Annotated in this window: 14 protein-coding genes; 9 read left to right on the plus strand and 5 right to left on the minus strand. The window is 64.1% G+C overall.

Annotated features, from left to right (window positions below; genetic code table 11):
* Positions 1-5: 5 nt before the first annotated feature.
* Positions 6-668, minus strand: a complete 663-nt coding sequence (gene fabR, locus VA603_RS17175; protein ID WP_132864236.1) for an HTH-type transcriptional repressor FabR — start codon at positions 666-668, stop codon at positions 6-8.
* Positions 669-762: 94 nt separating this feature from the next.
* Between fabR and VA603_RS17180 the strand changes: the two genes are divergently transcribed.
* Both VA603_RS17180 and VA603_RS17185 read left to right on the plus strand, forming a co-directional pair.
* On the plus strand, positions 763-1,824 hold the full coding sequence (locus VA603_RS17180) for a ferredoxin reductase (RefSeq protein ID WP_323439548.1): 1,062 nt from the start codon (positions 763-765) through the stop codon (positions 1,822-1,824).
* A gap of 3 nt (positions 1,825-1,827) precedes the next feature.
* Positions 1,828-2,982 (plus strand): fatty acid desaturase family protein, encoded by a 1,155-nt coding sequence (locus VA603_RS17185; RefSeq protein ID WP_323439549.1) that lies wholly within the window; start codon positions 1,828-1,830, stop codon positions 2,980-2,982.
* A 71-nt stretch (positions 2,983-3,053) separates the two neighbouring features.
* On the opposite strand, the gene VA603_RS17190 is transcribed toward VA603_RS17185, so the two are convergent.
* The 3 genes from VA603_RS17190 to VA603_RS17200 form a co-directional block, all read right to left on the minus strand.
* Entirely contained in the window at positions 3,054-3,209 is a 156-nt protein-coding gene (locus VA603_RS17190; RefSeq protein WP_323439550.1) for a hypothetical protein, read from the minus strand.
* A 270-nt stretch (positions 3,210-3,479) separates the two neighbouring features.
* Positions 3,480-3,944, minus strand: coding sequence for a hypothetical protein (locus VA603_RS17195; protein WP_132864233.1), 465 nt, complete (start codon positions 3,942-3,944; stop codon positions 3,480-3,482).
* Positions 3,945-4,145: 201 nt separating this feature from the next.
* Positions 4,146-4,625 carry a VOC family protein gene (locus VA603_RS17200; protein ID WP_323439551.1) on the minus strand — a complete coding sequence of 160 codons (480 nt, stop codon included), beginning with the start codon at positions 4,623-4,625 and terminating at the stop codon, positions 4,146-4,148.
* Between the two features lie 215 nt (positions 4,626-4,840).
* Here VA603_RS17200 and VA603_RS17205 point away from each other — a divergent pair, with 215 nt between their 5' ends.
* From VA603_RS17205 to VA603_RS17220, 4 genes are all read left to right on the plus strand, one after another.
* On the plus strand, positions 4,841-5,728 hold the full coding sequence (locus VA603_RS17205; RefSeq protein WP_323439552.1) for a restriction endonuclease: 888 nt from the start codon (positions 4,841-4,843) through the stop codon (positions 5,726-5,728).
* 264 nt (positions 5,729-5,992) lie between these two features.
* Positions 5,993-6,148 (plus strand): hypothetical protein, encoded by a 156-nt coding sequence (locus VA603_RS17210; RefSeq protein WP_323439553.1) that lies wholly within the window; start codon positions 5,993-5,995, stop codon positions 6,146-6,148.
* A 259-nt stretch (positions 6,149-6,407) separates the two neighbouring features.
* Positions 6,408-7,481: a YcjF family protein gene (locus VA603_RS17215; RefSeq protein WP_323439554.1), complete on the plus strand. Its 1,074-nt coding sequence runs from the start codon at positions 6,408-6,410 to the stop codon at positions 7,479-7,481.
* Between the two features lie 276 nt (positions 7,482-7,757).
* Positions 7,758-8,294, plus strand: a complete 537-nt coding sequence (locus VA603_RS17220; protein WP_132864228.1) for a hypothetical protein — start codon at positions 7,758-7,760, stop codon at positions 8,292-8,294.
* Positions 8,295-8,744: 450 nt separating this feature from the next.
* Here the strand turns inward: VA603_RS17220 and VA603_RS17225 are convergent, their stop codons facing one another.
* Positions 8,745-9,764, minus strand: a complete 1,020-nt coding sequence (locus tag VA603_RS17225; RefSeq protein ID WP_132864227.1) for a LysR family transcriptional regulator — start codon at positions 9,762-9,764, stop codon at positions 8,745-8,747.
* Between the two features lie 133 nt (positions 9,765-9,897).
* On the opposite strand from VA603_RS17225, the gene VA603_RS17230 reads away from it, so the two are divergent.
* From VA603_RS17230 to VA603_RS17240, 3 genes are all read left to right on the plus strand, one after another.
* Positions 9,898-10,125: a hypothetical protein gene (locus tag VA603_RS17230; RefSeq protein ID WP_323439555.1), complete on the plus strand. Its 228-nt coding sequence runs from the start codon at positions 9,898-9,900 to the stop codon at positions 10,123-10,125.
* A gap of 161 nt (positions 10,126-10,286) precedes the next feature.
* Complete coding sequence (locus VA603_RS17235) at positions 10,287-11,492, plus strand: efflux RND transporter periplasmic adaptor subunit (protein ID WP_425603727.1); 1,206 nt, start codon at positions 10,287-10,289, stop codon at positions 11,490-11,492.
* Between the two features lie 110 nt (positions 11,493-11,602).
* Complete coding sequence (locus VA603_RS17240) at positions 11,603-14,773, plus strand: efflux RND transporter permease subunit (protein ID WP_132864224.1); 3,171 nt, start codon at positions 11,603-11,605, stop codon at positions 14,771-14,773.
* The last annotated feature ends 46 nt before the right edge of the window (positions 14,774-14,819 follow it).

Genomic DNA, 14,819 nt, shown 5'->3' on the forward strand with positions numbered 1-14,819 from the left:
GCCGCTCAGGCGCGGACGGGGTTGCGCCCCAGCACGCGTGCGCCGGTGATGATCATGCGGATCATCTGCGACATCTGCTCGATCAGCTCCGGGTCCTTCTCTTCCGGCAGGTCCATGGCGGTGCCGCCCATGGCGAAGATCAGGCGGGTGATGGCCTTGGCGGCCAGCGCGGGCTCATGCAGCGTGGCACCGTCCAGTGCGGCTAGGCGCACCAGGTCCACCTTGAGCTCGTCCTCGAAATAGTTGAGCTCGCGGTCCACCGCCTGCTTGAAGGCGTCCGAGCCGGCGGTGCCCTCGCGCAGCAGCACGTGCATCAGCCGGTCGTCGGCGCGCAGCTGCTCCATGAAGGTTTCCACCGACAGGCGGATCACGCCGCGGTTGCTGTCGGCCGCACGCAGGCGGGCCTGGCCGATGATGGTGCGCAGCGAACGGCCCGCCAGGTCGATCAGGGCCACGGTCAACTCGTCCATGTCCCTGAACTGGCGATAGAACGAATTCGGGGCGATCCCCGCTTCGCGGGCCACCTCGCGCAGGCTCAACGTGGACACGCTGCGATGCGGGCCGATCAGCGCCAACGCCGCCGCCAGCAGGTCGTCGCGCGAGATCGAAGCCTTGCGTGCCGGGTGCTGGTCGTCGTGGTGGGTCAAGGGCTGATCGGGACGGGTCATCGCGGGCAGGATGGACGGATTCGTGAATCATAGCCGGTATGGTGAATATACGAGTGTATACACAGCTGTATGCTCGGCCGTATAGTTCGTCGCCATGAGTGCTGTCTACCGTAATGCCACGCCCCCCCAGATCCCCTGGCTGAGCGAGGGCTTCTTCGATTTCTGGTCTACCCGCGTCAATCGCCTGTGGACGCTGCGCCGCCCGTTGGCGCGTGTCGTGGCCCGCAACGCCGCCAGCGCCGATGCGGTAACCCTGGAGCTGCAGCCCAACCGGCACTTCGCCGGGGTGCAGGCGGGCCAGCACATCAACGTCGGCGTGGAGGTGGATGGCCGCCTGGTCACCCGCAGCTACAGCCCGACCGTGCTGCCCAATGGGCGCCTGTCCATCACCGTCAAGGCAATCCCCGACGGCAAGGCCAGTACCTGGCTGACCCGCGATGCCCGGCCAGGCGACGTGATCGCGCTGGGCCAGGCCTTTGGTGAGATGACCTTGCGCACCGATCCGGGCCAGCGCCTGTTGTTGCTGGCCGCCGGCAGCGGCATCACCCCGATGCGCTCGCTGCTGCAGGCGCTGGATGCGCAGGGCATGCCGGTGACCGTGGACGTGTTGTACTGGGCGCGTCGCCGCGAGGAGCTGTGCTTCGTCGAGGAGCTGCAGGCGCTTGCCGCCCGCCATCCGCACTTCCGCCTGCAACTGTTGCTGACCCGCGATGCGGCCGCGCCCGCGGCGCGCGTGGATGCGCACGACTTCGCGGCATTGGATGCACCGGCGGCCACGCGGGTGCTGGCCTGCGGGCCGGCCGGGTTCGTTGAAGCGGCACGGCAACGCCTGCAGGGCCAGGTTGCCCAGTTCGACAGCGAGGCTTTCAGCCAACCGGCCTTGCCGGACATCGAGCAGGGCAGCGTGCAGGTGCAGCTGCTGCGGACCGGTCGCACGTTGACGCTGCCGCGCGGCAAGCCCCTGCTGGCGGCGCTGGAGGCCGAGGGCATCCAGCCGGCCAGTGGTTGCCGCATGGGCATCTGCAACACCTGCGTCTGCGACAAGGTGTCCGGCATCACCCGGCATACGCTGACCGGCGACTACGCCGCCGAACCGTCCACCCCGCTGAAGCTGTGCGTCAACAGCGCCAGTACCGATCTCGCCCTGGAGCTGTAACCGATGTCTTCCGTGTACAACCGCACCCTGTCCGCGGCCGAACTGCAGGCCTTTGGCGATGAACTCGATGCGGTGCGCGCCAGGCACTTGGCTTCGCTGGGCGCCTCTGACGCGCGCTACATCCGCAGGATCGTCGCGGCCGTGCGCTGGACCGGCGTCGCCGGGCGCACGCTGTTGTTCCTGGGGGCATTCGTGCACAGCGTGCTGGTGCCGGCCTGGATTGCCGGCGTGGTGCTGCTGGCGCTGTCCAAGATCCTGGAGAACATGGAGCTGGCGCACAACGTCATCCATGGCCAGTACGACTGGATGGGCGACCCGTCATTGCAGGGCAAGACCTACGAGTGGGACATCGTCGGCACCGCCGAGAACTGGCGCAAGACCCACAATTTCCGCCACCACACCTACACCAACGTGCGCGGGCTGGACGATGACATCGGCTACGGGCTGCTGCGCATCTTCCCCGAGCAGCGCTGGCATCCGTTCTTCCTGGCGCAGCCGTTCGTGGCGGTGGTGTTCGCGCTGCTGTTCGAGTGGGGCATCGCCATACAGGACCTGCGCGTGGGCCGCCTGCTCAACCGCAAGGTCACGCTGCGGCAGCTGTGGGCGCAGGCCAGGCCGGTGCGCCGCAAGATGCTCAAGCAACTGCTGAAGGACTACGTGCTGTTCCCGGCACTGGCCGGCCCGTTCTTCCTGCCGGTGCTGCTGGGCAACCTGCTGGCCAACGTCATCCGCAACGTGTGGACGTACGTGGTGATCTTCTGTGGCCACTTCACCGCCGACGCCGAAACCTTCCCCAAGGACTGCATCCGCAACGAGACGCGCGGCCATTGGTACCTGCGCCAGTTGCGCGGTTCGTCCAATCTCGCCGGCGGCCGGTTGCTGGACGTGATGACCGGCAACCTCAGCCACCAGATCGAGCACCACTTCTATCCCGACATCCCCGCCAACCGGTATGCCGCGATGGCGGTGGACGTGAAGGCCATCTGCGCCCGCTACGGCCAGCACTACAACACCGGCTCATTGCCGAAGCAGTTCGGCCAGGTGGTCTGGCGCATCCTGCGTCACGCCTTCCCGAGCCGCCCAGCCCCGGAGCGCCCGCTGGTAGTCGCCGAGCCCGCCGAGCAGCCTGGCAATGCGCCATCGGTGGGCGCGGCGTAGTCCGCGAAATCGCCAACGCTTGGTAATCCCCCAAGCCAGCGTTCGTCAGCGGCCGTAATCTCGCATGCGTCCTAAGCCACGCACCAAACCGGGGCGTTGATTGCCCCGGAAGCGCCGCCCGTGCCGTGAGTTGTGTCATCGATGCCGCACACGCCGGCAGCGATGCCGCTCTTTTCGCCAGCGGTGGCGAATGAACCGGTGACGATGCCGCTTTTTTCGTCATCCATGGCGCTCGTAACGGCATCCATGCCCCTTGAAGGTGCGCGCGGCAAGCACACGTGGCACGTCTGCCACCGGGAGCATGGCCCATGCCGCTTCAAGCGCCACGCGAGAGGCCGACACGTTGACCGTTGAAGCACTGGCCGGGGTGATGAAGGGCAGGGCCGGCGACACGGCGCCCGGGCGCGCAACATCCCTGCCAAAGAAGAAGGCCGCCCGTAGGCGGCCTCTTTGTGGTCGAGTGCTAGGGCGATGACGGCAGCCCCGTCAGTACGGTTTCACGAAGGCGAAGACCTGCCGCCGCGCGAGGATTTGGAGAAGCGGCTGCCCAGATTGCGCCGCAGGGCTTCCAGGCCCTGGTTGCGACCGGCCACCTTGAGCAGGGCGTAACCGTCCAGGGCGCAGCGCATCACGTCGCTGCGCAGGGCGATGTCGGTATCGGAGGCCCGTTCGGCAAGGCGCAGGATGCGCTGCAGGCGGGGACGCAGGCGGTCCAACGTGTCCAGGTCGGACAGGGCCTCGGCGATGCTCAACGTCGCCGGTACCACCTGCGGGTTCTGCGCCAGCACATGCAACGTCTGCCGGCAGAAGGCTTCGGATTTGCTGCCCATGCGCGAGAGCTTCTTGCGCTGCGCGGCAGACATCGCCACCAGTCCCACCAGCTGTGCCTCCAGCTCGGTCAGTGCGGCATCCAATGCGCTCAACTGCTTGTCGGTCAAACGAAGGGAACTCAGGTTCTGCATCGTCGGTCGTCCTTTTCGGTCAAGGGGATGGCCGCTTTCGCCGCGGCCATCGCCACCTTGCCCGCCCGGAACGTCGTTGCCGCCGGGAAAACCCCGCCCGTCATCCTGGGAAGCCACCCCCACTTCCCGTAGGGGCAGCCATGGCCGCGAAGCGCGTGTGCATCGGGGGAACAAACGCGCCAACCGATCCAATCCCGTGCCTCACCCCCGGCGTGCCGCCTCGATCCTGGCGACATCGATCTTCGTCATCTCCATCATCGCGGTGAACGCCCGCTTGGCCGCGGCCGGGTCGGGGTCACTGATGGCCTCGCTGAGCACGCGCGGTGTGATCTGCCACGACAGGCCCCAGCGGTCCTTGCACCAGCCGCAGGCGCTCTCCTGACCGCCGTTGTCGACAATGGCATTCCACAGCCGGTCGGTTTCGGCCTGGTCATCGGTGGCCACCTGAAACGAGAACGCTTCGGTGTGCTTGAAGGCCGAGCCACCGTTCAAACCCAGGCAGGGGATGCCCATCACCGTGAACTCCACGGTCAGGACGTCACCCTGCTTGCCGGCGGGGTAGTCCCCCGGCGCGCGATGCACTGCATTCACCTTGCTGTCGGGGAACGTGGCGGCATAAAACGTGGCCGCCTCCAGCGCCGTGCCGTCATACCAAAGGCAGATCGTGTTCTTGCTGTTCATGGCAAACCTCCATCAACGGGCCCCCGGCATATCACAGCAACCCTTCAACCCGCGTCGTAGGCGTGGCCTGGGCCGTGAATCCGGCAGGCCAGGCGGCCGACCCGCGCTCGAGCCAGATCCCCGGCTAGAATCCGGGAAAACAACCACACCCGCCGGCGCCGGAAACGCATTTCCGGACGGGTGCCGCAACCGGACAGGAGTCCACGGGGGAAAGGATGGCGGAAGTAACCAAGGCCCGAACCGGCCAACTGATACACAAGCTGTTTGGCATCCTGCAGGCCCAGCCGGACGGCATGAAGGCCGGTGATGCCTTGGCGGCCCTGGCCGCGCAGGTGCAGCTGACACCTTACGAGGCAGGTGATTACCCCACCGGTGGGCGACGCTTCGAGAAGATCGTGCGCTTCGCCACCGTGGACACGGTCAAGGCCGGCTGGCTGGTGAAGGACAAGGGCATCTGGACGGTGACCAGCGAAGGCGCACAGGCGCTGCAGCAGTATCCCGATGGCGAGCAGTTCTACCGCGAGGCGGTGCGCCTGTACCACAAGTGGAAGAAAGCCCAGCCGGTCGCGGAGGTGGAGGAGGGCGACGATGAGGCCGTGGAGAAATCGGCCAGCATCACGCTGGAGCAGGCCGAGGAAATGGCCTGGGCCGAGATCGAGGCCCACCTGGCCGCCATGCCCCCGTATGAATTCCAGGAACTGGTCGGCGCCCTGCTCACCGCGATGGGTTACCACGTCGCATGGATCGCACCGCCCGGAAAGGACGGCGGCATCGACGTCATTGCCTACAACGACCCACTGGGCACCCGCCCGCCGCGCATCAAGGTGCAGGTCAAGCGCAATGCCAACTCTCCCCGGATCGACGTCATGGGGCTGCGCAGTTTCATGGCGGTACTGGGCGAGGGCGACGTGGGCCTGTTCGTGGCCCTGTCAGGTTTCACCAAGGATGCCGACCTGGAAGCACGCCAAAGCCACCGCCGAATCACCCTGATCGATGCCAACCAGCTGGTGGATCTGTGGACGCGACATTATGGCCAGCTGGACGATGGTGCGCGGCGCAGGCTGCCGTTGAAACCGGTTTGGTTTCTGGCGGGGAATGAGTAGGGCGGCGGGGACGGTTTGTCGGCTTTTGACCCATAGCGGACATCGTATAGAAGGACCGCAGTTTTAGTCCCAGCCAATGTCATCCATGGATCTGGTCATCATCGGCTTGTTAGACGGACTTTGTCGCCCTAGTATCTAGCCTGACCGAGGGGATAGCCCGCCATGCGATGTAGCTAAGTCGTATCGTCGGCGATTGGGGCAGCTAATAGTTGGTTTGTATGCCTGGAAAGAGTTGCGTAGCTCACTTCAACAGCAGGAGTATTTGTGCAGATCAGCAAGGCCGACTCAAAAAAGATGCAGCGCTTGGCGCAAGAGGGGAAAAAAATCGCTGCAATTCGTAAAGAGTACTTCCCTCAACTCTCGTATTGGGATGTCTATGTTGAGGTCTACGGTGCCGGGAGCGCTCTGCTCTCGGCGTAAAGAGGATGATCACAAAGCGAATCGACGACGTTGCGGCAAGCAAGTCGAAGAAGGATCGCCTAGAAATCGCGTCTGAACTCCATGAGCTTGTTTGGCATCTCTACAACGACCACAAGGAAAATCACGCGAAGCTGGATAAAATTCGTAAGGCGCTCGCAGAGTGAACTAGCAATTCACTTGATTCGAACCCATTACGCGGAACCGCTTAACTTCGTTGCGACCATTCAATCATTGCTGCTCGTTGAGGCAAGAACAAGCCATGACTAATCTTGATGACCTGCTTAAAGAAGCCATTCAAAAGGCTACGACCGAGCGCGGACACATAAACATTCTCATTGCGGGTCGATCTGGCGTAGGAAAGAGTACGCTGATCAACGCCGTCTTCCAGCAGCAGCTGGCGGAAACTGGGCAGGGTCGTCCAGTGACGCAGAACACGAGAGAGATATCCCGAGATGGTGTCCCCATAACAATATTCGATACGCGCGGGCTAGAGATGTCTCAGTTCAAGGAGACGCTTTCCGAGCTAGAGAAAGTTATTAAGGACAGGAGTAACGACAAGGACTCAAATCGTCACATTCATGCTGCTTGGCTTTGTATTCAGGAAGATGGAAGGCGCGTTGAAAGCGCGGAAGTTGACCTGCACAACATGCTCGCAAAGCATGTCCCACTGATTGCCGTCATAACAAAAGCTAGAAGCGACAATGGCTTCAGGAACGAGGTGCTCGACTTGCTTCCAGAGTCAAGGAATGTAGTTCGCGTCCGTGCAATTTCCGAAGAGATGGACGATGGACATATCCTAGGCACCATGGGGCTTGAGAGCCTTGTAGAGCTGACGTCGGAGGTTATCCCTGAGGGAAAGCGGCGGGCCTTGGCGGCAGCACAGAGGGCCAATCTAAGCTACACAAAAGGGCAAGCACACAAGATTGTTGCTGGTGCAGCAACTGCCGCTGCCGCCGCGGGGGCAAGTCCAATTCCGTTTTCTGATGCCGCTATTCTTGCCCCCATCCAGATCGGCATGATCGCTGGCATCACTTCTGTCTTTGGACTGGAGTTATCAAAAGGCACGTTAAGCACATTAGTTTCGTCGGCGATTGGCGTAGGTGGCGCAACCTTTGTAGGTAGAACCATTGTTGTAAATGTCATGAAGTTCTTTCCTGGCCTTGGCACGGTCGCAGGCGGCGCTATTTCTGCTGCAACAGCAAGTGCAATCACTGTCGGCCTCGGTGAGGCTTATATTGCCGTTCTTGCGGAGATCTTCGCAGATAATCCTGACGCTACTCCAAGCGCGTCAGACATTGGCGAAAGATTGAAGGAGAAAATGCGCATGAACTAACCTGCGGGAACCGTCAAACAGTTCATTCAAGCCGACGCCGTTTCACGGCGCGGCTGATTTCTGACGTTTGACAGATGCCCGCTCCTGGCCGCAGGGCGTCATGCGACGCATAGCGGCCATTGGTCTAGCGCTAGGTCTGGTTATACGTTGGCTTGTTAGCCGGACCCAGCGGCCCTAAGATCGAGCTGTATCAAGGGGAAAGCCCGCCATACGGTGCTTTGTGGATAAGTCGTATAACCGGACCCAAGGGTCCGTCTATTAGGTAGTTAGACGTCCATGGAAGATTGGAACTCCTCAACCTGGATCGCTGTCCTAGCCCTAGTGGTTAGCGCGTTGAGTCTTGCAGCAGCAGTCTGGGCGTCATACGTTGGCCACCAGTCGCTTTCACATGCACGCAAAACATATGATGAGCAACTAAGTATCTCTTTCGCGCGCGAAAGAGCGCAGCTGCTCCAGCTGATTACGCAGAATCAGGCGATACTAGAAAAGACCCGAATCAAGATCGGCGCGTTGAAAGCCAATTTTGAAGCGGCGCCCCCGCCTGCGCAGACACTGCTCCACAGCTACACAAACTTGTTCACGGAGTATCTTCCGCGCATTGAAGGGTCAATACGACAATGCGCCGCTTTATGGCATGAGGTTTCGGAATGGGATGAACGGCGCGGCATTCATGCTCTTGTTCACCATCAAGCCAGATACCGCGCACTTATGGAGGACGACCTGACCGCCCATGACCAGGGACTTATCATGGTCGGGATCGTAGAGGAAAAGCTTGCTCAAGCGACGGCTTATGTGTCTGGTGCTACCCGGTAGGCCGTCTAACAATTCATTCAAGCCGAACCCGCTCCGCGGGTCGGCTTAATTCAGGCGTTGAACTTCCGCTTCTGGCCGAAAGCGGACATCCGCGTCATTTCTAAACGGTGCGATTTGCAACCCATTAGTTCTGCGGCCTTACCAGAAATCATCTGCCGCTGAAACGAGCGCCTGCTAACACACCCAGGCCGCAACCTACCCTAATGCCTGAGCGGCACTCGTGCTGGCCAGCATGGCGCATCGTCTCCCGGGGCTGTGCCCGATGCGTTGCCGGACCCATTGCCGGAAACCATGGTTCCGGCGGCAGGGAGGCATGGTGGCTACGGGCCAACCATGTCAGCCGGGCGACACCGACGCTGTATCCACCTCGGCTGGCATCCGTTCGCCGGCCGAGGCCGCCTGCGTCAGGGCAGGCGTGCTTAGGCAGACGATGACTGCTTGCCGTGCGGGTCAGGCTTCCAGCACTTCCAGCACGCGGCCGTCGGGTAGTTCCAGCCCGCGCGGCTTAGAGGGCTCGATGAGCTCGGCCAGCCGGCCGGCGTTGGGGCACTGCAGCAGCATGTAGTTGACGTCGAAGTTGAGCTTCTCGACCAGGAAGTCGATGAATGCACGCACCTTGGGCGAGACCATGCCGCCGCCGGCGAACACGGCGTTGAAGTCGTACTCCGGGCCGGTCCAGCCGGCCAGCACGCGGCGCAGCATGCCGGACTCGACGTAGGGCTTGGCCATCACGTCGCTGCTGAGCATCAGGCCTTCGCCGGCGACCAGCATGCTGTTCAGCGCGGCCGGGTCGTTGGCCAGCAACAGCGGATTGACGACGAACTCGCGCATCTCGCCGCCGGCCTCGGCCAGCGGCCAGGTGAAGCGGTTGTTGGCGTTGTGCGGCTTGCGCACGGACAGGGTGCGATGGAACTGCAGCTCGTCCGGGTGGCGGGGTTCGCCGTAGCGCTTGATGTAGGACGGGCTGGCGAACACCTGGGTGCGCAGCGTGCCCAGCTTGCGTGCGACCAGGTTGGAGTCGGGCAGGGGCCCGATGCGCAGGGCCATGTCGATCTCCCCGGAGATCAGGTCCAGGGTTTCGTTGCCCAGGTGCATCTCCACGCGCAGTTCCGGGTACTGGGCCTGGAACTGGCCCAGCAGCGGCGCAATCCAGGTGGTGCCCACCGAGTACGGCACGGTGAAGCGCAGCCAGCCGCGCGGGCCGGACTGCAACTGGCTCACCGCGCTCTCGGCCTGCTCCAGTTCGCGTGCGATGCGCTGGCAATGCTCGTAGTAGACGGTGCCGGCCTCGGTCAGGCCCAGACGGCGCGTGGTCCGGTGCAGCAGGCGTGCGCCCAGCCGGGTTTCCAGCTCCTGCACCTTGCGGCTGACGGTGGTCTTGGGTTGCCCGAGCAGCCGGGCGGCGGCGGTGAAGCTGCCTTGTTCAACCACCTTGACGAAGATCAGGGTGTCGTTGAGGTCGTTGGCCATCGAGGGGGACTCTTCAGGGGAGCGGCAGCGGGATTGTGCCGGCGACGGGATGATTATTCCCCTGAATCCGTACTAATCAAGTATGGATTGGAGGCGTACCTTGCACAGCTCCGCACAGATCGGACTTGCAGCCATGCGTCTGCGCCACCTTCCCAGTTTCCGCCGGATCCGCCGCCAAGCCGCGCCAGGCGTGATCACTGGCGCACGTTTTTCGTTCAAGAGCCTGAATTCATTGGAGTTTGCTTTTCCCGACGGGGCCAATGTGGCCGCGCATCCGGTTGGCCGGGTGCAGCGCCTTGTCCCTGCGATGTGGCACCGATTGATGCAGTTTGTCCCGCAGGTGGGAGAAAAATTTCCGTAGGCGGGACACTGAATGCGTCGGGCACGCGCGTCCAGCGACGCAATGCACGGCCCCACGCGCAGCAACCGGCATGCCGGCCCCTCTCTTACAGCCTTACCGCAGCACCCGCGCTTTCAGCTTCTCTTTCGCTTCCCTTTCTCCCCCTGTTCTGGATGGATGACATGAACGCAATGACGCCCCGATTCCCCACCGCACGACGTGTCGTGCTGGCCAGCTTCTCCGCATTGGCCATCGCCGTACTGGCTGCCTGCAGTGGCGGCCACGCCGAAGAAGCGGGCATGCCACCCCCGCCGGAGGTCAATGCCGCCCCGGTGCTGGTCAAGCAGGTCAACCAGTGGGACGAGTTCAGTGGCCGCGTGGAGGCGGTGCAGAACGTCGAGCTGCGCCCGCGCGTGTCCGGCTACATCGATAAGGTCAACTATGTCGAAGGCCAGGAAGTGAAGAAGGGTGACGTGCTGTTCCTGATCGATGCACGCACCTACCAGGCTGCCTACGAGCAGGCCAATGCCGAACTGGCACGTGCGCGGACGCAGGCGTCGCTGGCCCGCAGCGAATCCGAGCGTGCCCGCCGCCTGTCCGAGCAGCAGGCCATCTCCACCGAAACCTGGGAGCAGAAGCGCGCGGCGGCCGACCAGGCCGCGGCCGACGTGCAGGCCGCCAAGGCGGCGCTGGACGCGGCCGCGTTGAACCTGGAGTTCACCAAGGTGCGTGCTCCCATCAATGGCCGCGCCGGCCGCGCGATGGTCACCGCCGGCAACCTGGTCACGGCCGGCGATGCCGCCAGTGTGCTGACCACGCTGGTATCGCTGGACACGGTGCACGTCTATTTCGACGCCGACGAGGCTACCTTCCTGCGCTATGCGCAGATGGCGCGCAAGGGCGAGCGGCCGAGCGAGCGCGACCAGGCCCTGCCGGTGCAGATCGGCCTGGCCGGCGAGCAGGGCTTCCCGCACGAGGGCAAGGTGGACTTCCTGGACAACCAGGTCGTGCGCAGCACCGGCACCATCGGCGTGCGCGCGTTGCTGGACAACGCCGACCGGCAGTTCACCCCGGGCCTGTTCGCACGCGTGCGCCTGCTCGGCAGTGGCCAGTTCCAGGCCATGCTGGTGGACGACAAGGCCGTGCTCACCGACCAGGACCGCAAGTACGTGTATGTGGTCGACAAGGACGGCAAGGCGCAGCGCAAGGACGTGCAGCTGGGCCGTACCGCCGATGGCCTGCGCATCGTCGAGGCCGGGTTGGCCGCCGGTGACAAGGTGATCGTCGACGGCGTGCAGAAGGTCTTCATGCCCGGCATGCCGGTGCAGGCCAAGCCGGTGGCGATGCAGTCCCTGCCGGCCGGGCCGAAGACCGCCGCGCTGAACTGATTTCCGGTTTCGTCTGATGCCGGCGTGGTGCCGGCCACGCGCCTTCGCCCTCCGCTGGCGAGGGTAGGGTGGCTGCACGCCATCGCTGGCTACTTCAAGGAATTTCCCTCATGGATTTCTCACGTTTTTTCATTGACAGACCGATCTTCGCGGCGGTGTTGTCGATCGTCATCTTCGCGGCCGGCCTGATCACGCTGCCGATCCTGCCGATCAGCGAATACCCGGAAGTGGTGCCGCCGTCGGTGGTGGTGCGCACGGTGTACCCGGGCGCGAACCCCAAGGTGATCGCCGAGACCGTCGCCACGCCGTTGGAGGAGGCCATCAACGGCGTGGAGGGCATGATGTACCTCAAGTCGGTGGCCGGCTCGGACGGCGTGCTGCAGATGACCATCACCTTCCGCCCGGGCACCGATCCGGACGCGGCGGCGGTGAAGGTGCAGAACCGCGTGGCCCAGGCTGAAGCCCGCCTGCCCGAGGACGTGCGCCGGCAGGGCGTGACCACGCAGAAGCAGTCGCCCACCTTCCTGATGGTGGTGCACCTGACCTCGCCGGACGGCAAGTACGACACCCTGTACCTGCGCAACTACGCCCGCCTGCACGTCAAGGATGCGCTCACCCGCATTCCCGGCGTGGGCGACGCGCAGATCTTCGGTGGCGGCGACTACGCCATGCGCGCCTGGCTGGACCCGGACCGGGTGGCCTCGCGCGGGCTGACCGCCGGTGACGTGGTGCGCGCCATGCGCGAGCAGAACGTGCAGGTGTCCGCCGGCCAGCTCGGCGCCGAGCCGATGCCCAACAGCCAGTTCCTGACCCTGATCAACGCGCAGGGCCGCCTGCGCAGCGAGCAGGAGTTCGGTGACATCGTGCTCAAGAGCGGTGCCGACGGCGAAGTGGTGCGTTTGTCCGACGTGGCGCGCATCGAGCTGGGGGCCGGTGACTACACCCTGCGCTCGCAGCTCGATGGCAAGAACGCGGTGGGCATCGGCATCTTCCAGGCCCCGGGTGCCAACGCGCTGGAGATCCGCGACGCGGTGATCGGCACGATGGACCAGATGCAGAAGACCTTCCCGGCCGGGGTGAAGTACGAGGCCGTGTACGACACCACCATCTTCGTGCGTGACTCAATCAAGGCCGTGGTGTCCACGCTGCTGGAAGCCATCGCGCTGGTGGTGCTGGTGGTGATCCTGTTCCTGCAGACCTGGCGCGCCTCGATCATCCCGTTGATCGCGGTGCCGGTGTCGGTGGTCGGCACGTTCGCCGCGCTGTACCTGCTGGGCTTCTCGATCAACACCTTGAGCCTGTTCGGGCTGGTGCTGGCGATCGGCATCGTGGTCGACGACGCCATCGTGGTGGTCGAGAACGTGGAGCGAAACATCGAGGAAGGCCTGTCGCCAACGGCGGCCGCGCACCAGGCGATGAAGGAGGTGTCCGGGCCGATCGTGGCGATCGCGCTGGTGCTGTGCGCGGTGTTCGTGCCGATGGCGTTCCTGTCCGGCGTGACCGGCCAGTTCTACAAGCAGTTCGCCGTCACCATCGCCATCTCCACGGTGATCTCGGCGATCAACTCGCTGACCCTGTCGCCGGCGCTGGCCGCGCGCCTGCTCAAGCCGCACGGTGCCGCCAAGGATGCCCCGAGCCGCCTGATCGACCGCTTGTTCGGCTGGGTGTTCCGCCCGTTCAACCGCTTCTTCAAGTCCAGCTCGGAGAAGTACGAGCGCGGCGTGTCGAAGATCCTCGGTCGTCGCGGTGCGGTGTTCCTGGTGTATGCGGTGCTGCTGCTGGGCACCGGCGTGATCTTCAAGCTGGTGCCGCCGGGCTTCATCCCGACCCAGGACAAGCTGTACCTGATCGCCGGCGTGAAGCTGCCGGAAGGCGCGTCGATCGCGCGTACCGATGAAATGCTGCGCAAGGTCGCGCAGATCGCCAAGGAGACCGACGGCGTCGCGCACACCATCTCGTTCCCCGGCTTGAACGCGCTGCAGTTCACCAACACGCCCAATACCGGCGTGGCGTTCATCCCGCTCAAGCCGTTCAACGAGCGCAATGGGCGGACCGCTGCCGAGATCAACGCCGAGATCAACCAGAAGATCGCCGGGCTGAAGGAGGGCTTCGCGTTCTCGATGATGCCGCCGCCGATCCTTGGCCTGGGCAACGGCAATGGCTACCAGATGTTCATCGAGGACCGCGGCAACCTGGGCTACGGTGCGCTGCAGACCGCGGTGCAGACCATGCAGGGCGCGGTGATGCAGACGCCGGGCATGGGCTACCCGATCACCAGCTACCAGGCCAACGTGCCGCAGCTCGACGCCGAGGTGGACCGCGTCAAGGCCAAGGCGCAGGGCGTGCAGTTGACCGAACTGTTCGACACGCTGCAGACCTATCTGGGCTCGGCCTACGTCAACGACTTCAACCAGTTCGGTCGTACCTGGCAGGTGATCGCCCAGGCCGACGGCCAGTTCCGTGACAGCGTGGAGGACATCGGCAAGCTGCGCACCCGCAATGATCGCGGCGAGATGGTGCCGATCGGCTCGATGGTGACCATCAAGGAAACCTACGGCCCGGACCCGGTGCTGCGCTTCAACGGCTACCCGGCCGCCGACTTGGCCGGCGAGGCCGACCCGCGCGTGCTGTCCTCGGCGCAGGCGATGAACAAGCTGACCGAGATCGCCGGGCAGGTGCTGCCGGTGGGCATGACCACCGAATGGACCGACCTGAGCTACCAGCAGGCCACGCAGGGCAATGCCGCCTTCATCGTGTTCCCGGTGGCGATCCTGCTGGCGTTCCTGGTGCTGGCCGCGCTGTACGAAAGCTGGTCGTTGCCGCTGGCGGTGATCCTGATCGTGCCGATGACGCTGCTGTCGGCCCTGTTCGGTGTGTGGCTGACCGGCGGTGACAACAACGTGTTCGTGCAGGTGGGCCTGGTGGTGCTGATGGGCCTGGCATGCAAGAACGCGATCCTGATCGTCGAGTTCGCCCGCGAGCTGGAGATGGGCGGCAAGGGCATCGTCGACGCGGCGCTGGAAGCGTGCCGCCTGCGCCTGCGTCCGATCGTGATGACCTCGATCGCATTCATCGCCGGCACGATTCCGCTGGTGCTCTCGCACGGTGCAGGTGCCGAGGTGCGCTCGGTCACGGGCATCACGGTGTTCGCCGGCATGCTGGGCGTGACGCTGTTCGGCCTGTTCCTGACCCCGGTGTTCTACGTGGCCCTGCGCAAGCTGGTGACCCGCAACGGTGGCGGCAAGCTGGTCCAGCACGGTGAACCGACGATCCATCATTGAGCCCGACCTGCCCGGGCACGGATGACGGCCCCTGCCAAGGCAGGGG

The sequence above is a fragment of the Stenotrophomonas capsici genome (assembly GCF_034961085.1).
GTDB lineage: Bacteria > Pseudomonadota > Gammaproteobacteria > Xanthomonadales > Xanthomonadaceae > Stenotrophomonas > Stenotrophomonas capsici.